Origin of the sequence: Zoogloea sp., assembly GCF_023150065.1 — a bacterium.
GTDB lineage: Bacteria > Pseudomonadota > Gammaproteobacteria > Burkholderiales > Rhodocyclaceae > Zoogloea.
The window spans coordinates 302941-329723 of sequence record NZ_JAKLLN010000002.1 but is presented as its reverse complement, the minus strand read 5'-3'; the positions used below and the strand labels follow the sequence as shown (position 1 = coordinate 329723).

24 protein-coding genes and 5 tRNA genes are annotated in these 26783 nt (G+C 67.2%); 21 read left to right on the top strand and 8 right to left on the bottom strand.

Annotation, left to right across the window (positions count from 1 at the left end; translation table 11 throughout):
* Positions 1-2 precede the first annotated feature (2 nt).
* A tRNA-Met gene (locus tag L6Q67_RS04810) sits at positions 3-79 on the bottom strand.
* A gap of 122 nt (positions 80-201) precedes the next feature.
* A tRNA-Thr gene (locus L6Q67_RS04805) sits at positions 202-275 on the bottom strand.
* A 145-nt stretch (positions 276-420) separates the two neighbouring features.
* Here L6Q67_RS04805 and L6Q67_RS04800 point away from each other — a divergent pair.
* The 7 genes from L6Q67_RS04800 to L6Q67_RS04770 all read left to right on the top strand — a co-directional run bounded on the left by L6Q67_RS04800 (position 421) and on the right by L6Q67_RS04770 (position 8265).
* On the top strand, positions 421-1983 hold the full coding sequence (locus L6Q67_RS04800) for a histidine kinase (protein ID WP_296566099.1): 1563 nt from the start codon (positions 421-423) through the stop codon (positions 1981-1983).
* The gene (locus L6Q67_RS04795; RefSeq protein WP_296566096.1) at positions 1980-2621 is read left to right on the top strand and encodes a response regulator transcription factor; all 642 of its coding nucleotides are present in this window, start codon (positions 1980-1982) and stop codon (positions 2619-2621) included. The genes L6Q67_RS04800 and L6Q67_RS04795 overlap by 4 nt, the downstream gene beginning before the upstream one ends.
* Positions 2622-2834: 213 nt before the next feature.
* The gene (locus L6Q67_RS04790) at positions 2835-4580 is read left to right on the top strand and encodes a diguanylate cyclase (protein WP_296566081.1); all 1746 of its coding nucleotides are present in this window, start codon (positions 2835-2837) and stop codon (positions 4578-4580) included.
* A 45-nt stretch (positions 4581-4625) separates the two neighbouring features.
* A complete protein-coding gene (locus L6Q67_RS04785) occupies positions 4626-4961 on the top strand; it encodes a hypothetical protein (RefSeq protein WP_296566079.1) in 336 nt (111 codons plus the stop codon).
* Positions 4958-6151: a hypothetical protein gene (locus tag L6Q67_RS04780; protein ID WP_296566076.1), complete on the top strand. Its 1194-nt coding sequence runs from the start codon at positions 4958-4960 to the stop codon at positions 6149-6151. The genes L6Q67_RS04785 and L6Q67_RS04780 overlap by 4 nt, the downstream gene beginning before the upstream one ends.
* Before the next feature lie 29 nt (positions 6152-6180).
* Positions 6181-6891, top strand: a complete 711-nt coding sequence (locus L6Q67_RS04775; protein ID WP_296566073.1) for a type II secretion system protein — start codon at positions 6181-6183, stop codon at positions 6889-6891.
* A 96-nt stretch (positions 6892-6987) separates the two neighbouring features.
* The gene (locus L6Q67_RS04770) at positions 6988-8265 is read left to right on the top strand and encodes an adenylate/guanylate cyclase domain-containing protein (RefSeq protein ID WP_296566071.1); all 1278 of its coding nucleotides are present in this window, start codon (positions 6988-6990) and stop codon (positions 8263-8265) included.
* Between the two features lie 12 nt (positions 8266-8277).
* Here L6Q67_RS04770 and L6Q67_RS04765 read toward each other — a convergent pair whose 3' ends face one another.
* A complete protein-coding gene (locus L6Q67_RS04765; protein WP_296566068.1) occupies positions 8278-8481 on the bottom strand; it encodes a SlyX family protein in 204 nt (67 codons plus the stop codon).
* A gap of 160 nt (positions 8482-8641) precedes the next feature.
* Here L6Q67_RS04765 and L6Q67_RS04760 point away from each other — a divergent pair, with 160 nt between their 5' ends.
* From L6Q67_RS04760 to L6Q67_RS04730, 7 genes are all read left to right on the top strand, one after another.
* The gene (locus tag L6Q67_RS04760; protein WP_296566066.1) at positions 8642-10579 is read left to right on the top strand and encodes a U32 family peptidase; all 1938 of its coding nucleotides are present in this window, start codon (positions 8642-8644) and stop codon (positions 10577-10579) included.
* Between the two features lie 4 nt (positions 10580-10583).
* Positions 10584-11243, top strand: coding sequence for a hypothetical protein (locus tag L6Q67_RS04755; RefSeq protein WP_296566063.1), 660 nt, complete (start codon positions 10584-10586; stop codon positions 11241-11243).
* A 4-nt stretch (positions 11244-11247) separates the two neighbouring features.
* Complete coding sequence (locus L6Q67_RS04750) at positions 11248-11505, top strand: hypothetical protein (RefSeq protein ID WP_296566061.1); 258 nt, start codon at positions 11248-11250, stop codon at positions 11503-11505.
* Positions 11502-11885: a thioredoxin family protein gene (locus L6Q67_RS04745; RefSeq protein ID WP_296566060.1), complete on the top strand. Its 384-nt coding sequence runs from the start codon at positions 11502-11504 to the stop codon at positions 11883-11885. Before L6Q67_RS04750 ends, L6Q67_RS04745 begins: the two co-directional genes overlap by 4 nt.
* 21 nt (positions 11886-11906) lie before the next feature.
* Positions 11907-12317 carry an HIT family protein gene (locus tag L6Q67_RS04740; protein ID WP_296566058.1) on the top strand — a complete coding sequence of 137 codons (411 nt, stop codon included), beginning with the start codon at positions 11907-11909 and terminating at the stop codon, positions 12315-12317.
* A gap of 106 nt (positions 12318-12423) precedes the next feature.
* Complete coding sequence (locus tag L6Q67_RS04735) at positions 12424-13938, top strand: mechanosensitive ion channel family protein (RefSeq protein ID WP_296566055.1); 1515 nt, start codon at positions 12424-12426, stop codon at positions 13936-13938.
* Positions 13939-13968: 30 nt separating this feature from the next.
* Complete coding sequence (locus L6Q67_RS04730) at positions 13969-14991, top strand: class I SAM-dependent methyltransferase (protein WP_296566054.1); 1023 nt, start codon at positions 13969-13971, stop codon at positions 14989-14991.
* A gap of 9 nt (positions 14992-15000) precedes the next feature.
* Here the strand turns inward: L6Q67_RS04730 and ylqF are convergent, their stop codons facing one another.
* Positions 15001-15942, bottom strand: a complete 942-nt coding sequence (gene ylqF, locus L6Q67_RS04725) for a ribosome biogenesis GTPase YlqF (RefSeq protein ID WP_296566053.1) — start codon at positions 15940-15942, stop codon at positions 15001-15003.
* 86 nt (positions 15943-16028) lie between these two features.
* Between ylqF and L6Q67_RS04720 the strand changes: the two genes are divergently transcribed.
* Genes L6Q67_RS04720 through L6Q67_RS04710 form a run of 3 tightly spaced genes read left to right on the top strand, consistent with a single transcriptional unit; the run spans position 16029 to position 18068 of the window.
* Complete coding sequence (locus tag L6Q67_RS04720) at positions 16029-16601, top strand: DUF1415 domain-containing protein (protein ID WP_296566051.1); 573 nt, start codon at positions 16029-16031, stop codon at positions 16599-16601.
* Positions 16588-17454, top strand: coding sequence for an SAM-dependent methyltransferase (locus L6Q67_RS04715; RefSeq protein WP_296566048.1), 867 nt, complete (start codon positions 16588-16590; stop codon positions 17452-17454). Before L6Q67_RS04720 ends, L6Q67_RS04715 begins: the two co-directional genes overlap by 14 nt.
* Positions 17448-18068 carry a hypothetical protein gene (locus L6Q67_RS04710; protein WP_296566046.1) on the top strand — a complete coding sequence of 207 codons (621 nt, stop codon included), beginning with the start codon at positions 17448-17450 and terminating at the stop codon, positions 18066-18068. The genes L6Q67_RS04715 and L6Q67_RS04710 overlap by 7 nt, the downstream gene beginning before the upstream one ends.
* Here L6Q67_RS04710 and L6Q67_RS04705 read toward each other — a convergent pair.
* The gene (locus L6Q67_RS04705; protein ID WP_296566044.1) at positions 18065-18511 is read right to left on the bottom strand and encodes a DUF4124 domain-containing protein; all 447 of its coding nucleotides are present in this window, start codon (positions 18509-18511) and stop codon (positions 18065-18067) included. The two genes, L6Q67_RS04710 and L6Q67_RS04705, sit on opposite strands and share 4 nt — an antisense overlap.
* Before the next feature lie 252 nt (positions 18512-18763).
* Between L6Q67_RS04705 and L6Q67_RS04700 the strand changes: the two genes are divergently transcribed.
* Both L6Q67_RS04700 and L6Q67_RS04695 read left to right on the top strand, forming a co-directional pair.
* The gene (locus L6Q67_RS04700) at positions 18764-19300 is read left to right on the top strand and encodes an LPP20 family lipoprotein (RefSeq protein WP_296566041.1); all 537 of its coding nucleotides are present in this window, start codon (positions 18764-18766) and stop codon (positions 19298-19300) included.
* A gap of 3 nt (positions 19301-19303) precedes the next feature.
* Complete coding sequence (locus L6Q67_RS04695; protein ID WP_296566037.1) at positions 19304-20473, top strand: flagellar assembly protein T N-terminal domain-containing protein; 1170 nt, start codon at positions 19304-19306, stop codon at positions 20471-20473.
* A 60-nt stretch (positions 20474-20533) separates the two neighbouring features.
* On the opposite strand, the gene L6Q67_RS04690 is transcribed toward L6Q67_RS04695, so the two are convergent.
* The 3 genes from L6Q67_RS04690 to L6Q67_RS04680 all read right to left on the bottom strand — a co-directional run bounded on the left by L6Q67_RS04690 (position 20534) and on the right by L6Q67_RS04680 (position 20839).
* Positions 20534-20609, bottom strand: a tRNA-His gene (locus L6Q67_RS04690).
* Between the two features lie 52 nt (positions 20610-20661).
* Positions 20662-20735, bottom strand: a tRNA-Arg gene (locus L6Q67_RS04685).
* 27 nt (positions 20736-20762) lie between these two features.
* A tRNA-Pro gene (locus L6Q67_RS04680) sits at positions 20763-20839 on the bottom strand.
* A 227-nt stretch (positions 20840-21066) separates the two neighbouring features.
* On the opposite strand from L6Q67_RS04680, the gene L6Q67_RS04675 reads away from it, so the two are divergent.
* Both L6Q67_RS04675 and L6Q67_RS04670 read left to right on the top strand, forming a co-directional pair.
* Positions 21067-23871: a PAS domain S-box protein gene (locus L6Q67_RS04675; protein ID WP_296566034.1), complete on the top strand. Its 2805-nt coding sequence runs from the start codon at positions 21067-21069 to the stop codon at positions 23869-23871.
* A gap of 222 nt (positions 23872-24093) precedes the next feature.
* Positions 24094-26781 carry a bifunctional acetate--CoA ligase family protein/GNAT family N-acetyltransferase gene (locus L6Q67_RS04670; protein ID WP_296566032.1) on the top strand — a complete coding sequence of 896 codons (2688 nt, stop codon included), beginning with the start codon at positions 24094-24096 and terminating at the stop codon, positions 26779-26781.
* Positions 26782-26783 lie beyond the last annotated feature (2 nt).

The window sequence follows — 26783 nt, the reverse complement described above, 5'->3', positions numbered from 1 at the left end:
TCTGGTTGCGGGGGCAGGATTTGAACCTGCGACCTTCGGGTTATGAGCCCGACGAGCTGCCAGACTGCTCCACCCCGCGTCTGGAGGGGGCGAATACTATGCGCAATTTGCAGAAACACCAAGCTCTTTTTTCGGATCCGGCTGCAGACACTCAAAGCATGAGGGCCAACCCTTGCGGGTTGGCCCTCATGCTGATCATTCTGGTGCCCCCTGACGGAATCGAACCGCCAACTGATGATTACAAGTCAACTGTTATACCACTTAACTAAGGGGGCCTTGCCGGGGTGCTGGCGGCCTTTGACGTGATGCATGCGCATGGACGGAAAAGGCTTGCCTGCACTATCCTTGAAGGAGGCGCAGGCCCGAGCGAGGGCCGGATTATAAACAAACCGACCCTTTCACGCAGCCTTCCTGACGCGCATGCCCCCTGCCATCAAGCCGGACGCCCCCCTGGAGAGCCCGGAAAGCCCCGGCAAACCGCCGATCCGCCTGCTTTTCATCGAGGACTCGGAGAACGATGTCCTGTTGATCCTGCATCACTTCCGCAATGCGGGCTATGCGCCCACCTTCCGTCGGGTGGCCTCCGCGGCCGATATGCGCGAAGCGCTGGAGCGGGAGCCCTGGGATCTGATCCTGTGCGATCACAATCTGCCGGGTTTCAGCGCCCAGGGTGCCCTTTGCCTGACCCGTGAGCTGGCCCTCGACCTGCCCTTCATCATTGTCTCGGGGGTCATGCAGGAAGACGAGGCGATCGCAGCCATGCGTGCCGGCGCCCACGACTACCTCAGCAAGAACAAGCTGGAGCGCCTGATCCCGGCCGTAGAGCGGGAGCTGCGTGAAGTCTGCAACCGCCGCGAGAAACGCCGCGCCGAACACACCCTGCGCCAGAGCGAGGCGCGCCTGCGGGCGCTCACCGACAACATTCCCGGGGTGGTCTTCCAGATGGGTTACACCCCGGAGCGCACCCTGGGTTTCCAGTATCTCAGCGAAGCCGCAGCGATGCTCTTCGGCGCGCCGGCCGAGGAGCTCATCGGCGGCTCGGCCGGCTGGCTCACCTGGCTGCTCGACGAGGACCTGCCCGGCTTCATCGATGCGGCCACCAGCTCGGCCGACAACCTGTCCACCCTCAACTGGGAAGGGCGCATCCAGCTGCCCACCGGCGAGCAGAAATGGATCAACCTGCGCAGCTCTCCCCGCCTGTCCGAGTGCGGCAAGGTGGTGTGGGAAGGCGTGATGTGGAACATCACCCACAGCAAGCACGTGGAGGCCGACTTGCGTGAATCCCGCAGCCAGCTGGCGGCCCTCTCCAACCACCTGCAGCGCATCAAGGAGGACGAGCGGGAGCGCATCGCCCGGGACGTTCACGATGTGCTCGGCGGCACCCTGGTGGCCATGAAGTTCGAGATGTCCCTGCTCGAATCCAAGCTCGACACCCAGCTCGCCCAGGCCCGGGAGCGGGCCCGCAACGTGGGTCGCATGGTGGACGATGCCATTGCCACCGTCGGCCGCGTGACCCGCGAACTGCGCCCCGGCATCCTCAAGGATTTCGGCCTTGCCGCGGCGATCGAAAGCCAGGGGGAGGACTTCGCCCAGCGCACCGGCATCACTTGTAACATTCTCTGCACCGATCACGACCTCGACCCGGACTACGATACGGCTCTGGCCCTGTTCCGCATCTTTCAGGAAGCCCTGACCAATGTCAGCAAGCATGCCCGGGCAAGCGAGGTGAATGTGCGGCTGATGCAGGAGGGCGACGAGGTGGTGCTGGAGATTGCCGACGATGGTTGCGGCCTGGCTGCCGCCGACCTGCAGAAGCCCCGCTCCTTCGGCCTCAGGGGAATCCGGGAGCGCATGAGCAGCCTGAGCGGACGCCTGGAGCTGAGCCCGGTCGAACCCCACGGTACCCGGCTCATGCTACGTGCGCCGGTTCTGCCGGCCCAGGCCGAAGAGCCTTATAACAACAACAGGAGTAGCCCACGATGAGCAAGCCCATCCGCGTCCTGATCGCCGACGACCACGCCATCGTCCGGCAGGGCCTGCGCCAGATCCTCTCCGACACCCCCGACCTTACCGTCTCCGGCGAGGCCGAGAACGGCGTCCAGGCCGTCCAGATGGTGCGCGGCGGCGAATGGGACGTGGTATTGATGGACGTCTCCATGCCCGACCGCAACGGCATCGACGCCCTCAAGCTGATCAAGAAGGAATTCCCGCGCCTGCCCGTGCTGATCCTCAGCATGTACCCCGAGGAACAGTACGCCATCCGCGCCCTCAAGGCCGGCGCGGCGGGCTATCTGACCAAGCAGAGCGCCCCCGACCTGCTCGTCACCGCCATCCGCCAGGTGGCCAGCGGCAAGAAATACGTCAGCCCCTCCCTGGCCGAGGAGCTGGCCAATGCCATCGGCGAGGACACCGAGCGCCCGGCCCACGAGAAGCTCTCCGACCGGGAATACCAGACCCTGTGCATGATCGCCTCGGGCAAGACGCCCACCGAGATCGCCGAGGCCCTGAACCTGAGCGTCAAGACGGTCAGCGTCTATCGCGCCCGGCTGCTCGAAAAGATGCACCTGCGCAACAACGCCGAGCTGACCCATTACGGTCTCAAGCACGGCCTTGCCGAGTAGGCCCCACCGGACACTTCCTCGCCGGGGCCTCTTCCCCCTGCAATGCGTACCAGGCATTTTTTTCCGCTTTGGCCGGCCGTGGGGCTCAAGCCGGGAGCCGAATCGCCGATATCCAGAAGGATTTTCCCAAGAGCCGTTTGTGAGCCTGCACGGCATCGTTTCACAGCAGGACGCCGGATGATTCAACGCTTCCCAGCCCCGCGCCGCCCCAAAATGACCGACACCAGCCAGCCTTCGGAAGTCGCACGCGAAACCCTGCGCCAGCTCGCGCTGCGGCGGATCGCGCCGACCCCGGACAACTATCGTGCGCTCTACCACGAGATTGCCGGCTCGGTGGCCGAAGACGTCTTTCCCGAACGCGCGCTCAAGCTGATCGCCGCCGCCCTGCCCCGCAACAACCACGAATCCCTGCGCCTCGTCCGCGACTTCGAAAGCGCCGTCGCCCAGTCCGACTGGGCCGGGCTGCGCAGCGTGCTCGCCGACGGCTTCACCCGCAGCGAGCAGCTGGATCTCAACTGGGGAACGCTGCTGCGCGACCTGATCGCCGAGTGGGACCGACGCCAGGCTGGCCTGACCCAGGCCCGCAAACGGGACATGCTCGATCGCGTCCTCAGCGCCTCCGGCAACAACCCGGAGAAACTCCATGAACGCCTGCAGGGCCTGCTCCGCGCCTGGTCCCGCAACAGTGAAGAGGAGCTTCCCGGCAACGCGCCCACCGCGGCCCCTGCCGAAGCCACCGAGACCAGTGCTACCGCTGGCAACGCCAGCGTCGATCATGCCTTTGCCGACATGCTGGCCACGCTGCTGGCCAGCCTTGCCGCCCAGATCCGGACCAGCGACCCCGAACTCGCCGGCGAAGCCGAAGCCCTGGCCGATGCGATCCGCTCCAGCCAGATGCCCGCGCCCCTGCGCGAGCGCCTCGACCGCCTGCGTGCCAGCCTCGACTGGGCCGCGGAAGATCAGCATGCCCTGCGTGAGGCCTTGCAGCGGGTACTGCACCTGATCCTCGAGAACATCAGCGAGCTCGTGGTGGACGACCGCTGGCTGCACGGCCAGATCGTGCTGATGGGAGAGATGTTTGACCACCCCCTGGATGTGCGCATCCTCGGCGAACTCGAGAGCAGACTGCGCGACGTGATCAGCCGGCAGGGAGCCCTCAAGTCCGAGCTCAGCGATGCCCAGGCCCGCCTGAAGGAAATGCTGGCCCGCTTCGTGGACCGCCTGGGCGATTTCTCGGAATCCACCGGGGATTATCACGACAAGATCGAGAAGTGCGCCGAACGCATCGTCGGCGCAGCCGACATCACCGAGCTGACCGACGTGATTGCGGAAGTCATGCGCGAAACCCGCACCGTGCAGGAATCCACCCGGCGCTCCCGCGAACAGCTCCATGAGCTGCAGGCCCGGGTCCACGATGCCAACAGCGAGATCAGCAGACTGCAGTCCGAACTCGAGCAGACCAGCGAGCTGATCCGCCACGACCCCCTCACCGGCGTTCTCAACCGCAAGGGGCTGGACGAAGCCCTGTCCCGCGAGACAGCCCTGGCCCGGCGCCGGGGCACCGGCCTGTGCCTGGGTCTGCTCGACGTGGACAACTTCAAGCAGATCAACGACAACCACGGCCACCAGACCGGTGACGAAGCCCTCCAGCACCTGGTCGAGGTCGTCCGCGACAACGTCCGGCCCCAGGATTCGGTGGCGCGTTACGGCGGTGAAGAGTTCGTCATCCTGCTTCCCGACACGGGCCTCGACAGCGCCGTCGCCACCATGGTTCGACTCCAGCGGGCCCTCACCAAGCGCTTCTTCATGGCCCGCCAGCAGAAGCTGCTGATCACCTTCAGCGCCGGCGTGGCCGAGTTGCGTGACAGCGAAACACCCGAAGACGCCATCGACCGGGCTGACAAGGCCATGTACATCGCCAAACGCTCCGGCAAGAACCGGGTTATCTCCGCCCCCTGAACACCCCGGCCCGGGGGAGCCTGTTTATGCTAAATTCGTATCGAAATGACATTCAAATCGATACGGACAGGCCTCGTCCTGCTCAGCTTCCCTGTGGCCACTGCGCTGCAGGCCGCCCCTCTGGGTCGGCTCTTCTTCGCCCCGGCCGAGCGCATCCCTACGAACCAGAAGCCAGTCGACACCCCTCCGCCGTCACCGCCGCCACGGCTCGACGGCATCATTACCCGCAGCGCCGGCGCACCCACCCTGTTCCTTGACGGGCAGGCCACCATCGCCCGGCCCGAACAGGTCCGCATCGAGGACGCGAGCGCCCTGGTGCGGGGCGCTGACGGCCGCCGACACCGCCTTCGGGTAGGCATCCCGCCCCCCGACGCACCGTGACCACCCGCCACCGTCAGCGGGGCATGATCCTGCCCGCCCTCGTCCTGCTGCTCTCCCTGGGCGGGCTGGGCTGGCTGCTCTCAGGGCAGGACAGCCCAGCCGACCGGGCCGCCCGCCAGCTCGCCGCCGACCGCCGCACCGACCAGGCCCTGCAGGTGGCACGGGAGGCCCTGCTCGGCTTTGCCGCCAACTACCGCAACAAGGAACACCCCAACGCCGACTTCGGCTACCTGCCCTGCCCCGATCTGGATGGCGACGGCTCGTCGGAAACCTGCGGCGGCCAGGGGCAGGTCAGCGTCGGCCGTCTGCCCTACCTCACCCTCAACCTGCCCGACCTGCGCGACGGCAGCGGCGAGTGCCTGTGGTACGCCGTATCCGGGGCGTTCAAGAACAATCCCAAGGCCGACACCGTCACCTGGGACAACACCGGCAGCTTCCGCCTGCTGGACGGCGACGCCCGGGTGATCGCCCTGCCCGGTGACCAGGCCGGCCTGGCTGCCGCCCTGATCATCGCCCCCGGCCGCCCCCTCGCCGGCCAGCAGCGCAGCCCTGGCCCCGGGCGCTGCGGCGGTGACCCGGAAGCCCGCCGCATCGACGCCTACCTCGAGAGCATCGTCACCACCGCCGGCACCGGGCCCATCGACGTCGCCACCAGTTCCCCCGACGGCAACGATCGCATGGTGGCCATCGATACCGCGGACATCTATCTCCAGCTGAAAGGCCGCGCCAGCTACGCCTCACATCTGCAGAAGGTCTTCCAGTCCCTGGCCGACTGCGCGCTCACCAGCAAGCTGCCCAGCCCGATCGGCAGCCAGGTCCACGGCCCCGTCGACCTGGGGCGCCTGCCCGCCCTCGACAGGCTGCAAGGCCCCTGTCGCAACGCCGATCTGCGCGATCCCGCCGCCAACTGGGCCGGGATGGTGCGCTATGCCCGCTGCAGCAGCGGCACCGCCTGCCTGGCGGGGGCCGGTCAACGCTGCCGCGGCGCCCTCATCTTTGCCGGGGAACGCCAGCCCACCCAGCGCCGGCTCGGCCCCCCTGAGCAGCAGGGCATCGACGCCTACCTCGAAGACAGCACCCTGGCCGCCCTCAGCACCGGCCAACTCGGTGCGTTGCCGACGCAGATCACCCTCCCCTTTGCCGCCCGCCGCCAGCCGGCCGCCGCTGACGTGGCCCTTTGTTTGCCCTGAATCTGCCCTGAATCTGCCTCGAGCCTGCGATGCCGAAGAGTCCAGACCTGCCCTCCCGTGCCAGCCCCGGCTTCACCCTCATCGAAATGGCGGTGGTACTGCTCATCCTCAGCCTGCTTGCCGGCAGCCTTGCCACCGGATTGTCCAGCCACCTTGCCCGGCGGGCCGAGCGGGCCACCGACGACGCCCTCGACGAAGCCCGTGACACCCTGCTCGGCTATGCCCTGCGCAAGGGCCACTTTCCCTGCCCCGCCAAAGGTCCGCAGGATGGCACCGAAGATCGCAGTGGCGGCAGCTGTGCCCGGCATGCGGGCCTGCTGCCCTGGGCCACCCTCGGCATCCACGGCGTGGATGGATGGTCCCACCGCCTGCGCTACGCCATCACCCCCGCCTACACCCGCAGCATCACCAGCGTGGACGACGGCAGCATCGAACTCGTCACCCGCAATCTGGACGGTACGGAGCTCAAGCTCACCACCACCGGCGGCCTCACCCCGGTGGTCATCCTGTCCCACGGTCCCAATGGTCTGGGCGCGGTCGCAGCCGATGGCAGCCTGCAGCCCCCACCCGTGCCCGGCAGCGACGAAGCCCGCAACACCGACGCCGGCGCCCGCCTGTTCGTCAGCCGGGGCCTGTCCGAAAACCCCGGCGCACCGGGCGGTGCCTTTGACGACCGGGTCAGCTGGATCTCCCCCAACCTCATCGCCCACCGCCTGATCGGCGCCGGGCGCCTGCCCTGAAGACACAAATTTCCACACACCGGGTGCCAGCCAGCCTTGACCCCCGTCGCCCGGGGGCATGACACTCGGGCCGGTTCAATCACCGCGTGTCATGCCATGCCGGTCATCCGGTCCCTTGCCCTCCTCAGCCGCCTGATCCATGCCGGCGTACGCCCGGAGGACGATGAAGAGCGGCGCCTGCGCCTCTCGCTGCTCAATCTGGCCAGCCTGCTGTTCGGGCCCGCCGCCCTGCTCTGGCTCTTCATCGGCCATCAACTCGACAACGCCTTCTCCGCCGCGCCCGCCACCCCTGTACCGCTGCTGGTCCTACTCAACTACGCGCTCTTCCCCCGGCATCGGCGCTTCGCCCGCTACCGGAGCAGCCAGCTCGGGCTGATGCTGGTGTTTCCGCTGCTCAACCTGGTCAGCCTGCCCCCCACGCCGGCCACCTCGGGCCTGGCCCTGTGGGCAGTCATTGCCCCGGCCTGTGCCTTGCTCACCGTCGGCAATGCCGCCTCCAACCTGTGGTTCATCGGCTTTCTGGGGCTCACCGCCCTGTCTGCCGGCGTCGGCCCGCAGGCCGGCAGCCCCGTGTTCATGGCGCTCCACGTCACCCTGGTGTCCGGCGTGCTGTACCCGCTGCTGCGTTTTGCGTTACGCCAACGGGGCAAGACCCGCGCCCGTCTGGCCGCCGCCCACCGCCAGCTGCGCCGCGAGCAGGAGCGCTCCGAGCGCCTGCTCCTCAACATCCTGCCAGCCCCCATCGCCGCACGCCTGAAGGAGCAATCCGGAACGATTGCCGACGGACACCCCGAAGTGGTGGTGATGTTCGCCGACATCGTCAATTACACCCGCATCGCCAGCGACATGCCGCCGAAGAAGGTCTTCGCGCTGCTCAACCGGATCTTCTGCCGTTTCGACGAACTCACCGAGGAGCGCGGCCTGGAGCGCATCAAGACCATCGGCGACGGCTACATGGTGGCCGGCGGGCTCAACGCCCACCCGCGGGAGCCTCACGCCGCGGCCGCGTCCCTGGCCATTGCCATGCAATCCACCCTGCGTGACCCGGCCATCACCGACGGCCTGGCCCTCGAACTGCGCATCGGCATCGCCTCCGGCCCGGTGGTGGCCGGCGTGGTGGGACGGGGGAAGTTCATCTACGACCTGTGGGGCGACACCGTCAACCTGGCCTATCGCCTCTGTACCGAAGGCGAGCCCAGCGTCATCCAGTGCGACGGGCAGATGTTCGAGCGCCTGCGCAACCGCTTCGTCTTTGCCAGCCCCCTGCTGCTGCTGCTCAAGGGCAAGGGCTACGTTCCCGTGTATCAGCTGCGCAGCCCGCGCATTCTGGGCGTCGCCCCGGCCAGCCAACGACGCGGCACAAAGGCCGCCTGAGCCCCGCCCCGCTCAATAGTGGGGCGGGATCTCATCCCGCAGATCGCGGGATTCCGCCGCTGGCGAGGCGGCCTGAACCTGCCGCGCCAGGGCCAGCAGCTGGCGCTGCAGGGCGTCGATCTGCTCCTGCTGGCGGTGCACCGTGAGGTTGAGGGTATCCACCAGGTCTTCGGTCAGGGCAAGCTTGATCTCGATTTCCATCAGTCGGGATTCCATGTTTCGGCCCATGTATGAGTAAGACCCCGATTGTCCCACGCCTCCGCCCCGCGCCAGGCCTTGCTTTGCCGGCCATGGTCGACGCTCCCCCCGCGACCGGGGATAATGCAGGGTTGCAAGCGGCCGACCGAGCCGCACACCCACCCCCGAGAGCATCACCATGAGCCATTCCCGCAAGCAACTTGAACTCCTCGCGCCCGCCCGCAACGCGGACATCGGCATCGAGGCGGTCAATCACGGCGCCGACGCCGTGTATATCGGCGGCCCCGCCTTTGGCGCCCGGGCCAACGCCGAGAACACGGTGGCCGACATCGAGCGCCTCGCGCGCCACGCCCACCGCTTCGGGGCGCGGGTCTTCGTCACCTGCAACACCATCCTGCACGACGCCGAGATCGACAGCGCCGTGCAGCTCATCCGCCAGCTCCACGAAGCCGGTGCCGACGCCCTGATCGTGCAGGACATGGGCCTGCTCGAGCTCGACCTGCCGCCCATCCAGCTCCACGCCAGCACCCAGACCGACATCCGCCACCCCGAAAAGGCGCGCTTCCTGCAGGACGTGGGCTTCTCCCAGATCGTGCTGGCCCGGGAGATGACCCTCACCGAGATCAAGAAGGTGGCCGCCGCCACCGACTGCACCCTCGAGTTCTTCATCCACGGCGCCCTGTGCGTGGCCTTCTCCGGCCAGTGCTACATCAGCCACGCCCACACCGGCCGCAGCGCCAACCGGGGCGAGTGCTCCCAGGCCTGCCGCCTGCCCTACGACCTGTCGGACAAGGACGGCAACCTGGTGGCCAGCAACCAGCACCTGCTGTCCATGAAGGACAACAACCAGAGCGCCAACATCCGCGCCCTGGCCGACGCGGGCATTTCCAGCTTCAAGATCGAAGGCCGCTACAAGGACATGGCCTACGTCAAGAACATCACCGCCCACTACCGCCAGATCCTCGACGGCATCATGGACGATGCCCCCGAATATTCCCGCACCTCCGCCGGGCGCAGCACCTTCCTGTTCACGCCCCTGGCCGACAAGACCTTCAACCGGGGTGCCACCGACTACTTCGTCAATGGCCGGACCGCCGACATCGGCGCCTTCGATTCGCCCAAGTTCGTCGGCGAGCCCGTGGGCAGCGTGATCCGCCTGGACGGCAAGCAGCGCCGCCATTTCGACACCACCAGCGCCGTCGAGCTGCACAACGGTGACGGCCTCAGCTTCTACGACCGCAAGGGCGAGCTGGTGGGCCTGCGGGTCAACCGGGCCGAAAAGATCGGTGAGGATTTCCGCATCCACACCGCCGACCCCCTGCCCGCCGACCTCTTCCCCGGCACCGGCCTGTCCCGCAACCGGGACCACGAGTTCGAGAAGATGCTCGAGAAGAAGTCCGCCGAGCGCCGTATCGACGTGGACGCCCTGCTCACCGAGACCCCCGACGGCTTCCGCCTGACCCTCACCGACGAGACCGGCATCTCGGCCTCGGCCGAGCTCACCCACGCCCGGGAAGCCGCCAAGGACACCGAGCGGGCCCTCGGCGGCCTGCGTGACAACCTGGCCAAGCTCGGCGCCACCATTTTCAACGCCCGCAAGGTCGAGCTGCAGCTCAGCCAGGCCTGGTTTCTGCCGGCCGGCGCCGTCAACGCCCTGCGCCGCGACGCCGCCGAACGCCTGGAGGCAGCCCGGATCGCAGCCCTTCCGCCGCTCCTGCCCCGCACCGCCGTCGAGCCCCCCGTGCCCTACCCGCAGACCGAGCTCTCCTACCTCGCCAACGTCCTCAACCAGAAGGCCCGGGATTTCTATCACCGCCACGGCGTCGACCTGATCGAAGCGGCCTACGAGGCCAACGAGCACACCGACGACGCCTCGCTGATGATCACCAAGCACTGCCTGCGCTACAGCTTCAACCTGTGTCCCAAGGAAGTGAAGGGCATCAAGCCCGACCCCATGACCCTGATCAACGGCAAGGAAAAGCTCACCCTGCGCTTCGACTGCAAGCGCTGCGAGATGCACGTGGTGGGCCGCATCCGCCAGTCGGTGCTGGACATGCCCGCCCAGCCGGTGACCTTCCACGCCAAGGTCCCCGACCACTTCCACGCTCCCCATTGACCTGATGAAAAAAGCCATCGCCATCACCCTGCTCGGCCTCGCCGTGCTGGTCGGGCCCGTCGTCTGGCAGTTCCTCAACTTCGACCCCAAGGCCGTGCCCACCTCCGGCCTGCCCTGGCAGATCGAGACCCTGCCCGGGGGAGAATCCCGGGTGTTCGACCTGACCCTGGGCAAGAGCACCCTCACCGACGCCCGCGCCCGCTTTGGCCGGGAGATGGAGCTGGCCATCGTCGCCACCCCCACCGAGGCCGGCAACGTCGAGGGCTACTACGAAACCCTCACCCTGGGCTTCGTGGCCGGCAAGATGATCGTCACCGCCGACCTGCCCCAGGACGTCATCGAGGGCATGCGCGAACGCGCCCCCAAGACCGAATACATGCAGAGCACCACCCGCAAGGCCACCCTGGCCGAAGCCGATCGGGCCCGGGCCCTGGCCGCGCCCATCCGCGCCATCGCCTTCATCCCCAGCGCCCAGCTCGACGAGGCCGTAATCCTGGAACGTTTCGGCCAGCCCGCCGAACGCATCCGCGTCGGCGAAAACCTGGAACACTTCCTCTACCCCACCAAGGGGCTGGACGTGGTCCTCGACAGCAAGGGACGCGAGCTCTTCCAGTACGTCGCTCCGGCGCGCTTCGACAGCCTGCGGGCCCCGCTCCGGCACTGACCCCATGGCCACCCAGTCGGTCGAGCGGCGTCGCTGCCTGAGCTGCAACCGCTGGGGCGGCGAGCGCACCCCGGGAGCCGAGCCCGACACCGTGGACTACGACAAAGACAATGACCGCGGCCTGTGCCAGGACGGCCCCTGGCACAACTCCCTGCGCCGGGGCCCCCGCAATGCCTGCGGCCAGTGGGTCATCTGGGTGGCCCTGGCGCGCCCGGCCCCTGTCGCGGATGCCTCTGCTCCGCCTGCTCCCACTGCACCATGACCCCCGACACCTCAGAGTTTCTCGTCGCCTGCCTGTGCGCCGCCTGGTGCGGCACCTGCCGGGACTACCGGGCCGGCTTCGACGCCATGGCCGCCCAGTTTCCGAAGGCCCGCTTCCTGTGGCTGGACATCGAGGACGACGCCGAGCTGGTGGATGACTACGACGTGGAGAACTTCCCCACCCTGCTCATCCAGCGCCACGACAGCGTGCTGTTCTTCGGCACCCTGCTGCCCCATCACGACATCCTGCGCCGGACCCTGGAAAATTTTCATGCCCAGACGCCGGACGAGAGCCGCTACCATGCCGGGTCCGACCCCGAGCGCCAGCGCTGGCAGACCGAACGCAACCTGCGGCGCGCCCTGGCCGCCCGCCACACCTGACAACAATAAGGAGACACACCCATGGATGACTGCGTTTTCTGCCGCATCGTACGCGGCGAACTGCCCGCCTCGAAGATCCACGAGGACGAACACACCCTGTCCTTCCTCAACATCGTCGCCGCCCACCCGGGCCACGCGCTGGTCATCGTCAAGGCCCACGTCGCCAACATCTACGATCTGGACGAAACCCAGGCCGCCGCGGTCTTCCAGGCCACCACCCGGGTCGCCAAGGCCGTCAAGGCCGCCACCGGCTGCGACGGCGTCACTCTGTTCCAGGCCAACGAAGTGGCCGGTGGCCAGACCGTCTTCCACTTCCACATCCACGTGCTGCCGCGCTTCACCGACGACAAGCTGCTGCCCTTCTGGCCCGCCAGCTCCCCCGGCCGCGAAGCCCTCGACGCCATGGCCGAGCGCCTGCGCGCCGCGCTCTGATCCGCCGGCAATCCGCGCCGCTGCCCGCCCCTTCATCCGGGCGGGCACCGTCCGTTAAGGGTATTACCCTCACTCGCCGGCAGTCCGCCCGCCTGCCCGATCCGTCATGAGCCTGCTCAGCCCAGAAGCGCCCTTCGCCATCCTGCTGATGATCGTGAGTGGCGCCCTCATCCTGCGCCCCCTGCAGGCCTGGCGCCGCTCCCTGATGAATACCGGCGTGTTCTTCAGCGCCTGCCTGCTGGGCGATCTGCTCGCCGGGGTGCTGGCCGGCGAGGTCCAGCCCGCCGCCCTGCGCTGGCTGCGCGAGATGGCCGTGTTCGGCGAAGGGCTGGCGGTCATCCGCTACCTGGGGCTGGCCCTCTTCAACGTGGTGCTGCCGCGCATGCGGGTGTACATCTCGGGCATCCTCGCCGACATCCTGGTGATCGTCGGCTACATCGCCTGGGCCTTCCTGCGCCTCAACCTGGCCGGGGTGGAGTTTTCCCACCTCTTTGCCACCTCGGCCGTGCTCACCGCCGTGGTGGCCATTTCGATGCAGGACACCCTGGGCAACCTGCTGGGCGGGCTTGCGCTGCAGATGGACAACTCCCTGGAGATCGGCGACTGGATCCAGATGGGCGACATCGGCGGGCGGGTCAGCGACATCCAGTGGCGCTACACCGCCATCGTCACCCGCAGCGGCGAGCGGGTGGTGATCCCCAACAGCCACCTGATGAAGAACCGCTACGCCGTCATCTGCAACAGCCGTCAGGCGGTGCCCAACCAGCGCCGGACCATCGCCTTCAACGTGGACCTGTCGGTGCCCCCGGCCCGGGTGAGCACCGCCGTGCTCCACGACATCCAGACCGCACAGATCCCCAACGTCAGCATCCAGCCCCCGCCCCAGTGCCTGCTGGTGGACTTCGGCCCGGGCTTTGCGCGTTACCAGCTGCGCTACTGGCTGCTCGACCCCGGCCCCGACGAAGCCACCGACTCCGACGTACGCCATCACGTACTGGCCGCCCTGCAGCGGGAAGGCATCCGCCTGGCTGTCAGCGACCAGACCATCCACCTGGTCCAGGAAGGGGAAACCCACCGGGGCGAGGTCCGCGCCCGGGAGCTCAACCGCCGCCTGCAGGCCATCGCCCAGATCGACCTGTTCTCACGCCTGTCCGAGGCCGAGCAGCTCGAGCTGGCCGGCCGCCTGGTCAACGCCCCCTTTGCGCGCGGCGACATCGTCACCCGCCAGGGCGCCATTGCCCACTGGCTCTACATCATCGTCAGCGGCGAGGCCGAAGCTTGGTGGCAGCCTCCCGACGGCAGCCCCCAGCGCCTGCTGGAAAAACGCGGCCCCGGCAGCGTCTTTGGCGAACTGGGCCTGATGACCGGCGCCCCGCGCCGGGCCACCGTGATCGCCGTCACCGACGTGGAGGCCTACCGGCTCGACAAGGCCGGCTTCGAGCACATCATCCGTGCCCGCCCGGAGCTGGCCGAGGGCATCTCGGCCATCCTGGAGCAGCGCCTCGCCCACTTCCAGGCCCTGGAACGGGGCCACGCCGAGGGCCGCGCCACCCCATCCACCAGCCCGGGCTCCGAAGTGGCCGCCCTGGGCAAGAAGATCCGCGAATTCTTCGGGCTGTAAGCCCGCCCCTTCACGAAAGCACACCCGCACATGTCCGACACCCCCACCCTGATCACCGCCCTGGGCCGCGCCCTTGAGGCCCGCCAGGGCCTGATCGCCCGGCTCCACGCCGAAGACACCGACGCCTACCGGCTGTTCCATGGCACCGTCGAGGGCCGCCCGGGCCTGACCGTGGACCGTTACGGCAGCCTGATCCTGGTGCAGAGCTTCCACGGCCCCCTGGCCGCGGCTGACGAAAGCGCCGTGGAGGCCTTCTACCAGGGTGCCTTTGCCGGCACCGACGTGGTCTACAACGACCGCAGCCACGCCAACTCCCGGGTCAGCAACCCGCTGCCCCCCGAACAGCTGGCCAAGGCGGAAGCCCTGCGGGAGTTCTCCGAGATGGGGGTGAAGTTCAACGTCCAGGCCCGCCACGCCGGGCAAGACCCGTGGCTCTTCCTGGATCTGCGCGCCGCCCGCCGGCGCATCATGGCCGAGGCGCCGGGCAAGTCCTTGCTGAACGTCTTTGCGTACACTTGCGGCGTGGGTATCGCCGCAGCCAAGGCAGGCGCGCGGCATGTGGTGAACGTGGACTTCGCCGAGTCCAGCCTGTCGGTGGGCAAGGCCAACGCCCGGCTCAACACCCTGGCCACGCGGCCCCGCTTCGTGAAGAGCGACGCCTTTGCCGCCATGCGCCAGCTGTCCGGCATCGGCCAGCCGAAGATGGTGCGCGGCAAGCACCTGCCGCCCTTCCCGCCCCTCGAGAAGCACAGCTTCGACCTGGTCTTTCTTGATCCGCCGCGTTATGCCAAGAGCGCCTTTGGCGTGGTGGATCTGGTCAACGACTACCCGGCCCTGTTCAAGCCCGCCCTGCTGTGCACCAGTGAAGGCGGCACCCTCGTGTGCTGCAACAACGTGGCGCAGGTGAGCCGCGACGCGTGGTCAGACCAGCTGGTGCGCAGCGCCAAAAAAGCGGGCCGGGAAGTGCGGGAGCTGGAGTGGATCACCCCTGAAGAGGACTTCCCCAGCAGCGACGGCAACCCGCCCCTGAAGACGCTGCTGCTGCGGGTGTAAGGGCCGCCCTTACTCCTCCCGCTCGGCGTCGCTCTCCCGGTCTTCTTCCAGCCCGGCCTCCCGGGCGGCGAGCTTTGCGGCCTCGGCTTCGGCGTGGGCCAGCAGCATGGCGGCCCGGCTGTCGGGCGTCTCCAGGCTGACCCGGCCGATGGCGCCGTCCCGGTAGTCCTGGAGCAGGATGAGCGAGGCCTTCTCGATATCGAGCCCGCCACCCTTCAGCAGACAGCCCCGGCGCCGGGCAATCGCCTCGACCAGCCCCGGCCCGTCCAGCCCCTCCACCGGGGTCTTGTAGCGCGCCGCCAGCAACGCCGGGTAGCGGGCCAGCAGCACGTCCCCCAGGAAGTTCGCCACCGCCTCGTCGATCACCGCATTGCGGCCGATGGCGTGGCTGGCCGCCAGCATGTAGCCGTCGGAGTCATGGGCGATCTTGGGCCACATCATGCCCGGGGTATCGATGAGGGTTGCCGTGGGCGACAGGTCCAGCACCTGCTGGCTCTTGGTCACGGCGGGCTCGTCACCCACCTTGGCCACCCGCTTCTTGAGCAGGGCGTTCATCAGGGTGGATTTGCCCACGTTGGGGATGCCCATGATCATCATGCGCAGGGGCTTGAGGCGATCGTTGCGGTGGGGCGCCAGAGGGCGGCACAAGCCCACCACCTTGGCCACGTCGCCCTGCTTCTTGCACGACAAGGCCACCGCATGCACGCCTTTCTGGGCGTTGAAGTGGGCCAGCCACTGGGCCGTGACCGCCGGATCGGCCAGGTCGGCCTTGTTGAGGATCTTCAGGCAGGGGCGCTGGCGATGCACCCGCAGCTCCCGGATCATCGGGTTGCAACTGGCCTCGGGCAGGCGGGCATCGAGCACCTCGATGACGACGTCGATCCGCTCCATGCTCTCCGCCGCCTTCTTGCGGGCGGAAGTCATGTGACCGGGAAACCACTGGATGGACATGGGCGTGCGCTGAATCAATGTAAGCCCGCCATTATCAGGGCAAAATGTCGCCCTCTTGAAGGAAACTCTGCCGGAAACCCCGCACCATGGATCACGAAGAAGTCATCGCCGCCACCCGCGAATGGGTCGAAAAGGCCGTCATCGGCCTCAACCTGTGCCCCTTTGCCAAATCGGTCTACGTCAAGAACCAGGTCCGCATCGTGGTCAGCGACGCCCGCCACCTGGACGGCTTCCTGGAAGACCTGGACCGGGAGCTCGACCACCTGGCCGAGGTCGATCCCGAGGTCACCGACACCACCCTGCTGGTGCACCCCACCCTCTTCCCCGACTTCCTGCTCTTCAACGACGTGCTCGAGATTGCCGACGAGGCCATCACCGAGCATGAGCTGGAGGGCGTGCTGCAGATCGCCAGCTTCCACCCGGACTTCCAGTTCGAGGGCACCGAGCCGGACGACATCACCAACTACACCAACCGCTCCCCCTACCCCACGCTCCACCTGATCCGCGAAGCGAGCATCGACCGGGCCGTGGAGGCCTTCCCCGAGGCAGAGGACATCTACGAGCGCAACATGGAAACCCTGCAGAAGCTCGGCATTGCCGGCTGGAAGGCCCTGGGCCTGTCGGAGTCCGGTGCCGGCAAGAAGCATGGCGAAGAATAAGCCCCCCGCCGGGGCCCACCCCACCGACAAGCCCGCCGTCCATCCCGACATCCGCCCCGGCCAGTCCATCGAGCTCCTCAAGGCGCTGCACATCCTCACCCGGGACGGCCAGCTCAACCAGGACAGCCGGCGCAAGCTCAAGCAGGTCTATCACCTCTACCAGTTCATCGAGCCCCTGCTCGCCGAGGTGCTGGCCGACACCGGCGATCTGACCCTGGCCGACCACGGCGCTGGCAAGTCCTACCTGGGCTTCATCCTCTACGACCTGTTCCTGAAGGACAAGCAGGCCGGCACCCTCTACGGCATCGAGACCCGGGCCGAGCTGGTGCAGCGCTCCCGCGAGCTGGCCGAGCGGCTGGAGTTTCCGCGCATGCGCTTTCTCGATGTGAGCGTTGAAGAATCGACCCGCTCCGAGGTGCTGCCCGAGCGCTTCGACGTGGTCACGGCGCTGCACGCCTGCAACACCGCCACCGACGACGCGATCCAGTTTGCCTTTGCCAAGGACGCCCGCTTCGTGGTGCTGGTGCCCTGCTGCCAGGCCGAAGTGGCCAGCGTACTGCGCCAGAACAAGAACGCCAGCTTCGGCAAGACCCCGCTGTCGGAGATCTGGCGCCACCCCATCCACACCCGGGAGTTCGGCAGCCAGCTCACCAATGCCCTGCGCTGCCTGCAGCTGGAGGCCCACGGTTACCAGGTGACGGTGACCGAGCTGGTGGGCTGGGAGCACTCCATGAAGAACGAGCTGATCATCGCCCGCCGCACCGGCCAGCCCCGCAAGAACGCCATGGAGCGCATCGAAGCCATCCTGGATGAACTCAACCTCGCCGAACTGCGGAGCCGCTTCGCATGTTAGGCGCCGCCCTGGCGGGGCTCGCCGGGCTGTCCCTCGTGGCCTTGTGGCCACGCCTGTCACGGCTGCGCCGGCGCTATGACGACGCAGCCCTCAGCCCCTTGCGCCTGCAACCGGGCGACAGCCCCGATCCGGCCCTGACACCCCGCCTCCACGCCTGGGTGCACGATGGGGCCGGCAATGGCGCGAGCATCCTGCCGTGGCAACTGCCGCGCCCGCCGAAGCCCCTCACCACGCTTCACCTGCCAGCCAGCCAGGCCCCCGCCGTGCGCCACTTCGGCTACCGGCTGGCGGGCTATCACCAGTTGGATGATCGCAGCCGCCTGGGCGGGCTGGCCTATCGCGTCGGCGTGCAGTTCAGACCGGTTCTATGGTTTGTGCCCAGCGAGACAGGCGCAAACAGCAACACGCCCTGGGACGACGCCTGGCTGGAAGAGGTGGACGATGCCCGGCTGGCTTCCCTGCGAGCCTGGCAGCCCAGGCGCCCCACCCTCATCGTGCTGCAGCACCTCCCGGCCCCGCGGGCCAGCGCGACGCTGGAGGCACTGACCGGCGCGGCCGTCCGTACCGAACACGCGATACGTGTGATCGTGCTGGAAGAAGATCTGCCGGCTTAACGGAAGGGATAGGGCCGCATCTGGGCTGGCGCCGGGGGGGGTGCTTGCGGCCTCAGCGGCACCGGCACAACAATCGGCGGCCGATATCTGGGGTACACCGGATAAATCGGTGCGGCATACATGGGCACGGCAGCCATGCGGGCAGCGTGCTCGGTCTCTTCACGCTCGATCTGCCGCTGGCGCATCGCCTCCTGCTGGCGCAGTTCCTCGTCCTGCAGCCTCCGCAACTCCTGCTCCCGGGCACGCCGGGCGTCCAGCGCCCGCGCCTCGCCCACCAGGCGCTCGCTCCGCCACATGGCTGCCGCCTGCTCGGCCCGGCTCAGGGGAGGCGGGGTCTCGATCCGCTCGGCACGCACGGCGCCACCGCAAGGCCCATCGGTGTAGGTGATCCGGCCATCGGCACCAATGCACTTATTCACTGCGGCCGCGTGTCCGGCCGCCATGAAAAGCCCCACGCAGGCCAACAAGCGCCACCCGCGAGGCTGGACGAAGCTTCGATTTCCCGTTTCATTCGCACTGACATTGGCGCACATCATGACATCTGACTTATCTGATCACTCTGTCTCAGCTTAGGCCGCATTGCAGGCGGACGCCAGCCCTCGCGGCAGTCCGCCAGGCAAATACATCAAATTCTCTAAAGAATTATTTTTTATTGTCGAAATCATTAAAATCGACAAATTCAAAGGAGAGTAGTGATGTCGCACCTGAAACTCGCCACGCTTGGCCTCACCCTGTCTGTTCTGCTGGGCGGCTGCACCACTGTCACCGCGCCGTGCTGCACCCCGGTCGCCCCCCGCTCCGCCGTCATGGCTCCGCAGAAGGTCCTCGCCGTCGGCTACGGCGCCCTGGGCAGCACCTCCTCCCAATACACCCTCGGCCAGCAAAAGCTCATGGCGATGCGGGCTGCCCGGGTGGATGCCTACCGGGCGCTGGCCGAGCAAGTGTATGGCTTCCGCGTGTGGGGCAACACGGCGGTATCGTCCTTTGCCACCCAGAACGACAACATCCGGACCTACGTTGACGCCTTCATCCGGGGCGCACGCCTGGTGAACATGACGGCCGTCGCCGATGGCAACTTCGAAGCCACCGTGGAACTCGACCTCACCCCGCATTTCTTCTCCTGCATCGCCAGTGCCGGACAGTCGCCGTGCGCCCCACCCGTTGCCAGCGAAGGCTACTGCGGCGTCTCCGGCTGCGTTCAGCCCAGCGCCTATTACTACTCCCCGCAATAAGGCATGGGACGACACCTCCTCCACCACCTGCCCGTCTTCGCCCTGCTGCTGGCGGCCGCGGGCGTCTCCGCCGAGCCCGTGATCACAACAGGCTCGGCGCCGATCCATGGCGAGCGCACCGCCGCTGCCCGCGAGGAGGCGATCCGCAATGCCCTGGCGGACGCCAGCCGACAGTCCGCGCTTCAGGTCGAAGCCCGCCTCGGAACATCCGGCCAGGCCATGGCCTTCGATCAGGTCATGGTGAGATCTTCCGGACGCGTTCAGCAGCATCGCATCCTGCAGGAAGGTGTGCAGGGTGACCACTACCAGGTCACCCTGGGGGTGGAACTCGCCAGCGACGCCCCCTCGCCCTTCGACCAACCCGCCTGTCGCGAAAGCCACGCCAAGCGCGTGCTGATCATCGGCTTTCCGGTCAGTCACCCCGAACACCTCAAATTCAACGAGCTGTCCGGCTATGCCCAACTGACCGCCGGCGAGCTGGCCCGTCGCCTTTACGGTGGCAAACTGCTCGCCGACCACGACGGCGATCTGATGCTCGGAAGCAGCGCACCGGAGCGGGTGGGCACAGCTCCGCCACCCGAGCAGCAGGCCTGGCACCTGATCCGCCAGGCGGCGCGGAAGCACCGGGCCCAGTACCTGATCACCGGCCATTTCCGCTCCCTGTCCGCGAGCGCCGACGAAACCCGGCGCGAGCTTGACCTCGACGTGCAGATCCTCGACGCATCCACCGGAAGCTGCGTGGCTCGAAGGCGCTTCACCCACAGCGCCCGGGGCCGGGTTCGCGTTCCCGAGAGCACGGTGTTCGGCAGCCCCGGCCATTACGCCAGCGCGTTCGGGCAGGCCTACGCGGCCGCCCTCGACGAGATGGCCGAGTGGACCCGGCGCAGCATCAGCTGCCTGCCTTTTTCCGCGCGGGTGCTCAAGGTCGAGGGTGAACGCATCTATCTGGACTCGGGCGCCGAGCAGGGCCTCAGCGCCGGCGACACCTTCTCCGCCTTCAAACCGGCCCCTCGCCCAGTACTCAGCAGCGACGGGGAAACCCTGGGGGTGGAAAAGACTGCGCTTGGAGAGCTGGTGATAACAACGGTCTACCCCCGCTTCGCCATCGCCGAAAGACGCGACGCGGCCAGCGCACAGCCGGTGGAGGCCGGCGACGAAGCCCATGAACATTGAACAGGGGTAAGGCAGAAATGCAGAAAGCCCTGATTTCTCAGGGCTTTCTGCTGTAGTGCTTGGGGCGACATACCGGGTTCGAACCGGTGACCACTGGAATCACAATCCAGTGCTCTACCAACTGAGCTAATGCCGCCACTGCAGGTCATCGATTTTCATCGCCAACCTATAAACCAAATTTTTCAGAGCCTGCCCGACAGGAATCGAACCTGTAACCCCCGGCTTAGAAGGCCGGTGCTCTATCCAGTTGAGCTACGGGCAGATTGCCGCGGGCACCGGGGTCAAGCTTTGGTCGGGGTGGAGAGATTCGAACTCCCGACATCTTGCTCCCAAAGCAAGCGCGCTACCGGACTGCGCTACACCCCGAGAGGCGCGAATAATACATAGCCCTTTCGATCTCGTCAAACAAGATCGCAACAATTTTTACTTGCCCTCGAAAAACCGGGCACAGGAACATATTCTTGTTGTCTCCGTGTCATGGCACATGGTCGGCACCGTTGACCCTGCACCAAATCCATCGGCTCGAACGATAATAGGATTCGATGCTTCCTCGCCCTACCTCCTCGCGGCCGCGCCGGACCGTTCTCGCATGCATGCTTTTCGCGGGCGGTATCTGCGCGCCCCTTGGCGCGCTGGCAGGCCCCGACCTGGGCAGCCTGATCGACGCGGCGCTCGCCCCCTACCTGCTTGGCGGGGTGGGTGGCCTGGCAGCGGGACTGATGTTCAGGCGTCTGCTGCACCCGCCCCAGACGCACGGCATCGCCCGAGCGGCCGCAGAACCCCTGTGGCGGGATTTCATCGAGATCTCGGGCGACTGGCTCTGGGAGACCGATTCCGAACTGCGCTTCGTCGCCATTCCCGACGCTCCCCCGGCACCCAGCATTGCGCCGCAGGACGTGATCGGCCGCCACTGGAAGGATGTGATCCTGCCGGAGCTGCCCGCCGACTTTGCCGTGGCCCTGGAAGAGACCATGGCGCGTCACGGCCCCCTTGCTGCCACCTTACCGCGTCGCACTCCGGGCAGCGAGACGCGCCACCTGGAACTGAAGGGCCGACCGACGTTCGATGCGGACGGCCATTTTTCCGGCTATCGGGGGATTGGCCGCGAAGTCACCGAACGGGCACGTCTTGCTGCCGACCTCGAACGCAGCGAAGAGCGCATCGCCGCACTGATCGCCTATGGTCACGACGGCTACTGGGAACAGGACGCAGACCTGCGCTACACCACCCTCACGGCCAGTTCCGGGCATCTCGCCGACCTGGCCGCCGAGGACGCCATCGGCAGCCGGCGCTGGGACCTGCCCGGCGTGTCCCCCACGGCGCCCCCCTGGGCCGCCCACATCGCGCGGCTGCGCCAGATCGAACCCTTCTCGGACTTCCTGTTCTGCCGCCCCGGCCCCCAGGGGCGCCCGGTGTGGCTGAAGGAGTCGGGCATCCCGGTGTTCGACCGGCGAGGCGTGTTTGCAGGCTACTGCGGCACCACCCGCAACGTGACCGCTGAGATCGAATCCCGGCACCAGCTCCACAGTGACGAAGCCCTCTTCCGCAGCCTGTTCGCCGAGGCGCCGGTCGGCATCGGCCGGATCTCCGCCGACGGTCATCTCGTGCAGGCCAATCCGGCCCTGGCGGCCATGCTGGGGCGGCCGGCCACCGAGCTGATCATGCAGCCTGTCGCCACTGCCCTGGCGGAGGACGACGCGGCAGCCAGCCAGTCCCTGCGCCAGCGCTGTCTGGCTGGCGAGATGGCAGAGTTCTCCCGCGAAACCCCCTATCGGCGCGCCGATGGCAGCCAAGGCTGGAGCCTCGACACGGTACGGCGCATCGACGCCCCGGACGGCGGCCCGCCGAGCCTGTTGCTCGTGCGCCAGGACATCACCCCCTTGCGTGCAGCCCTCGCCAATCGGGAGGCCGCCGGAAAGCGCCACCAGGCGCTCTTTGAACACTCCCCCGAGGCCACCCTGGTGGTGGTTGGCGGGCAGATCCGGCTGGTCAATGCCGCCTGCCGGCAGCTGTTCGGCGGCGACAGGCCCGCCGAGCTGGAGGGGGTCGAACTCCTCAACCTGATCCACCCGGATGATCGGGCCATGGAGGCCGCGCGTCTCGCGGATTTCGATGCAGCGCCCCGGCAGCAGCGCCTGGCACCGCTCCCCCTGCGCTACCGCCGGCTCGACGGCGAGACGATCAATGCCGAGGCCACCGGCGTACGACTCGACTTCGAAGGCCGCCCGGCCATGCTCTATGTGCTCCGCGACGTGGCCCGCTGGCTGCTCGCCGAACAGGTGCTGCGCGAGAGCCAGGCCATGTACCGGGACGTGGTCGAATCGGTCAATGAGATCCTCTTCCAGACCGATGCAGAGGGCCGCCTCACCTTCCTCAACCGGGCCTGGCGCAACACCACCGGCTTCGACACCCGCCTGAGCATCGGCCAGAACCTGCTCGATTTCGTGGCGGAGGATGACCGGGGCCGGGTGGGCCATTGCCTCGGAGCGATCCGCGAAGGTTACGAAGAGATCGGCCAGTTCGAGTTCCGCCTGCGCACCCAGGCCAGCGGCCCACGCTGGGTCGAAGCCACAATCCGCCCCCTGCGGGACACTTACGAGCGCATCGTGGGCAGCTCCGGCACCCTCGACGACATCACGGCCCGCAAGGAAACCGAGCAGACCCAGCGCAACCTCAACCGGGAGCTGGAGTCCCGGGTGCGGGTCCGCACCGCCGAGCTGGAGGCCTCCAACCGTGAGCTCGAGGCCTTCTCCTACTCCGTCTCCCACGACCTGCGCGCGCCCCTGCGGGCCATCGACGGCTTTGCCCAGATCGTCGCCGAAGACTACGCCCCGCGCCTGGACGACATCGGCCGTGAATACCTGCAGCGCATCCGCGTGGCCACCCAGCGCATGGCGCGCCTGATCGACGATCTGATCGACCTGGCACGCCTGACCCGCCAGAGCATGCGGCGGGAGTCGGTGAACCTCAGCCAGCTGGTGGAGCAGATCCTCGGCGAGCTGCGCCAGGAAGACCCGGAGCGCAATGTGGAGACCAGCGTCGAACCCGACCTCGTCGTGGCCGCCGACCGGGCGCTGATGCGGGTGGCCCTAGACAACCTGCTGCGCAATGCCTGGAAGTTCACCAACCGCCGGGAGGTGGCCCAGATCCGCTTCCATGCCGAGATGCGCGACCGGCAGATCGTCTACTGCGTGTCAGACAACGGCGCCGGCTTCGACATGAGCTTCGCCTCCAAGCTGTTCCTGCCCTTCCATCGCCTGCACGGCATCAGCGAGTTCGATGGCACCGGCATCGGGCTGGCCACCGTCCAGCGGGTCATCCAGCGCCATGAAGGCAAGGTCTGGGCGGAATCCACTCCGGATGAAGGCGCCAGCTTTTTCTTCACGCTCAGCCACTGATCCGTTGTGCCCGCACCAAACCGTTGCTGCCGTGCAACACTTTGAATTAAAAAGCCTTGATATATGTCACAGCGGGGATTGTGCATCGCAATACGTCAGTACTCTTCCCGACACGCAGGCAAGGCCCTCAGGGTAAAATCCGCCCCGACCCCAAATCGATCGACGTCCCCGTGACAACGGCAGAAAAATAGCCGCACGAATGCACTCAGCCGAGTACCCATCATGAACGAACAGCATTACCTCACGCCCCTCTTCGAGCCCCGCTCAGTGGCCATCATCGGCGCCAGCGAAAGGGAAATGTCCCTGGGCAACATCCTCGTCCGCAACATGCTGGAGGCAGGATTCAAGGGCAAGCTGTTCGCCGTGAATCCCAAGTACGAACAGGTACTGGGTGTCCCCTGTTACAAGAGCGTCGAAGAAATCCCCCAACGGCTTGATCTGGCGGTCATCACCACCAAGGCCGACCGGGTCCCGGCCATTGTCGACGCCTGTGGCCGCGCCGGCACCAAGTCGGTGGTGGTACTGCCCTCCGGCTTCTCCGACGCCGGCCCGAGAGGCCGCATGCTCGAAAAGAACACTTTCGAGAACGCCCGCCGCCACCGCATTCGCCTGCTCGGCCCCAACTGTCTGGGCGTGCTCCGCCCCGAGCTCGGCCTCAACGCCAGCTTTGCCGACGGCGGCGCCATCAAGGGCTCCATCGGCCTGATCTCCCAGTCCGGCGCCCTCTGTTCGGCCATCCTCGACTGGGCCCGCCCCAACAACGTGGGCTTCTCGTCGGTGGTGTCCCTGGGCACCTCGGTGGATATCGACTTCGGCGAAGTCCTCGAATACATGGTCTCGGACTCCCGCACCGAGAGTATCTTCCTGTATGTGGAAGGCATCAAGGACGCCCGGCGCTTCGTCAGCGCCCTGCGCGCCGCGGCCCGGGTCAAGCCGGTGCTGCTGATCAAGGTGGGCCGTCACCCGGCCGGTTCCCAGGCCGCCCTGCTCCACTCCGGCGCCATGGTGGGTGAGGACGCGGTGTTCGACGCCGCCCTGCGCCGTGCCGGCGTGATCCGCCTGTACAACATGGGCCAGCTGTTTGCCGCCGCCAACGCCCTGTTCTCCCACTTCCGCCCCCGGGGCAACCGCCTGGCCGTGATCACCAACGGTGGCGGGCCCGGCGTGATGGCCGCCGACCGTGCCGCCGACCTGCGCATCCCCATGGCCCAGCTCACCGACGGCACCGTCGCCAAGCTCAACGAGATCCTCCCGCCCAACTGGTCCCACTGCAACCCGATCGACATCATTGGCGACGCCGATCCGGAGCGCTATGGCAAGGCCCTCGAGATCGTCCTCGCCGACGAGAACGTGGAAGGCGTGCTCACCGTACTGACACCCCAGGCCATGACCCGGCCCACCGAGGTAGCCCAGAAGGTCATCGAAATCGAACGCGCCGCCGACAAGCCGGTGTTCACCTGCTGGATGGGTGAGGAGCAGGTCCGCGAGGGGCGCAAGCTCTTCGAAGCGGCCGGCATCCCCACCTTCCGCACCACCGAGCCGGCCGTCGAGCTCTTCGGTCACATCTCGGCCTACTACCGCAACCAGAAGCTGCTGGTGCAAACCCCCAGCTCCCTGTCCTCCGACCTGAACCCCCCGTCGGTCGAGAGCGCCCGCCTGGTCATCGAGACCGCCCTCTCCGAGCGCCGCAAGAACCTCAACGAGATGGAGTCCAAGGCCCTGCTGGCGGCCTTCCGCATCCCCATCGCGCAGACCGTGGTGGCCCGCTCCGCCACCGAGGCCATGGTGCTGGCCGAAGAGCTCGGCCTGCCGGTGGCCATGAAGATCGACTCCCCCTCCATCACCCACAAGGCCGAGCTGGGCGGCGTTCGCCTCAACCTGCGCGGCCTCGCCGCGGTGCGCTCCGCCTACCAGGAGATCCTGGAAGAGGTGAAGAAGAAGCGCCCCGACGCCATCATCAACGGTGTCGCCATCGAGCCGATGATCATCAAGCCCTACGGCCGCGAGCTGATGGTCGGCGCCTTCCGCGACCCGGTCTTCGGCCCGGTGATCACCTTCGGCGAGGGCGGCGCCCACGTGGAGATCCAGAAGGACCGCGCGGTGGCCCTGCCGCCCCTCAACAACTACCTGGTGCAGGATCTGATCAAGTCCACCCGCGTGGCCACCCTGCTCGGCGAATACCGCAACATGCCGCCGATCAACATGGAGTCCCTGGAGTTCGTGCTGCTGCGCATCTCCGAGATGGTCTGCGAGCTGCCGTGGATCCGCGAGATGGACATCAATCCGCTGATCGTGGACGAACACGGCGCCGTGGCCGTGGATGCCCGCATCGTGGTAGACAACATCGCCCCCACGGCGGACCGCTACGACCACATGGCGATCCACCCCTACCCGTCGCACCTGATCACCAAGATCTCGATGCCCGAGGGCGAGATCGTCATCCGCCCGATCAAGCCCGAGGATGCGGACCTGGAAATCGAGTTCGTGCGCAAGCTGTCGCCCGAAACCAAGTACCTGCGCTTCATGAACACCATGCGCGAGCTGCCGCCCGCCATGGTCGCCCGCCTCACCCAGATCGACTACGACCGGGAGATGGCCTTCGTGGCGACCATCGAGGAGGAAGGCGCCGAGGTGGAGATCGGGGTGGCCCGCTATGCGGTCAATCCCGACGGGGAGACCTGTGAGTTCGCCATCGTCGTGGCCGAAGACTGGCAGCACCGGGGCCTCGCCCGCCGGCTGATGGGCGTGCTCATCGAAACCGCGCGCAACCGCGGCCTCCACGCCATGACCGGCATCTTCCTGTCCAACAACGACCGCATGCTCAAGTTCGTCCAGAGCCTGGGCTTCGTGCTCACCAACGACCCGGAAGACAACACCATCAAGCACGGCGCCCTGATGCTGCAGGGCTGATG

Excerpts from the sequence above, each read along its gene's own strand:
- L6Q67_RS04715 (WP_296566048.1), top strand. The coding sequence starts at position 16,588 with ATGGCGAAGAATAAGCCCCCCGCCGGGGCCCACCCCACCGACAAGCCC.
- L6Q67_RS04800 (WP_296566099.1), top strand. The coding sequence starts at position 421 with ATGCCCCCTGCCATCAAGCCGGACGCCCCCCTGGAGAGCCCGGAAAGC.
- L6Q67_RS04735 (WP_296566055.1), top strand. The coding sequence starts at position 12,424 with ATGAGCCTGCTCAGCCCAGAAGCGCCCTTCGCCATCCTGCTGATGATC.
- L6Q67_RS04675 (WP_296566034.1), top strand. The coding sequence starts at position 21,067 with ATGCTTTTCGCGGGCGGTATCTGCGCGCCCCTTGGCGCGCTGGCAGGC.
- L6Q67_RS04730 (WP_296566054.1), top strand. The coding sequence starts at position 13,969 with ATGTCCGACACCCCCACCCTGATCACCGCCCTGGGCCGCGCCCTTGAG.
- L6Q67_RS04750 (WP_296566061.1), top strand. The coding sequence starts at position 11,248 with ATGGCCACCCAGTCGGTCGAGCGGCGTCGCTGCCTGAGCTGCAACCGC.
- L6Q67_RS04765 (WP_296566068.1), bottom strand. The coding sequence starts at position 8,481 with ATGGAATCCCGACTGATGGAAATCGAGATCAAGCTTGCCCTGACCGAA.
- L6Q67_RS04785 (WP_296566079.1), top strand. The coding sequence starts at position 4,626 with ATGACATTCAAATCGATACGGACAGGCCTCGTCCTGCTCAGCTTCCCT.
- L6Q67_RS04710 (WP_296566046.1), top strand. The coding sequence starts at position 17,448 with ATGTTAGGCGCCGCCCTGGCGGGGCTCGCCGGGCTGTCCCTCGTGGCC.
- L6Q67_RS04770 (WP_296566071.1), top strand. The coding sequence starts at position 6,988 with ATGCCGGTCATCCGGTCCCTTGCCCTCCTCAGCCGCCTGATCCATGCC.
- L6Q67_RS04755 (WP_296566063.1), top strand. The coding sequence starts at position 10,584 with ATGAAAAAAGCCATCGCCATCACCCTGCTCGGCCTCGCCGTGCTGGTC.
- L6Q67_RS04720 (WP_296566051.1), top strand. The coding sequence starts at position 16,029 with ATGGATCACGAAGAAGTCATCGCCGCCACCCGCGAATGGGTCGAAAAG.
- L6Q67_RS04760 (WP_296566066.1), top strand. The coding sequence starts at position 8,642 with ATGAGCCATTCCCGCAAGCAACTTGAACTCCTCGCGCCCGCCCGCAAC.
- L6Q67_RS04790 (WP_296566081.1), top strand. The coding sequence starts at position 2,835 with ATGACCGACACCAGCCAGCCTTCGGAAGTCGCACGCGAAACCCTGCGC.
- L6Q67_RS04705 (WP_296566044.1), bottom strand. The coding sequence starts at position 18,511 with ATGGCGGCCGGACACGCGGCCGCAGTGAATAAGTGCATTGGTGCCGAT.
- L6Q67_RS04670 (WP_296566032.1), top strand. The coding sequence starts at position 24,094 with ATGAACGAACAGCATTACCTCACGCCCCTCTTCGAGCCCCGCTCAGTG.
- L6Q67_RS04740 (WP_296566058.1), top strand. The coding sequence starts at position 11,907 with ATGGATGACTGCGTTTTCTGCCGCATCGTACGCGGCGAACTGCCCGCC.
- L6Q67_RS04745 (WP_296566060.1), top strand. The coding sequence starts at position 11,502 with ATGACCCCCGACACCTCAGAGTTTCTCGTCGCCTGCCTGTGCGCCGCC.
- L6Q67_RS04795 (WP_296566096.1), top strand. The coding sequence starts at position 1,980 with ATGAGCAAGCCCATCCGCGTCCTGATCGCCGACGACCACGCCATCGTC.
- ylqF (WP_296566053.1), bottom strand. The coding sequence starts at position 15,942 with ATGTCCATCCAGTGGTTTCCCGGTCACATGACTTCCGCCCGCAAGAAG.
- L6Q67_RS04700 (WP_296566041.1), top strand. The coding sequence starts at position 18,764 with ATGTCGCACCTGAAACTCGCCACGCTTGGCCTCACCCTGTCTGTTCTG.
- L6Q67_RS04695 (WP_296566037.1), top strand. The coding sequence starts at position 19,304 with ATGGGACGACACCTCCTCCACCACCTGCCCGTCTTCGCCCTGCTGCTG.
- L6Q67_RS04775 (WP_296566073.1), top strand. The coding sequence starts at position 6,181 with ATGCCGAAGAGTCCAGACCTGCCCTCCCGTGCCAGCCCCGGCTTCACC.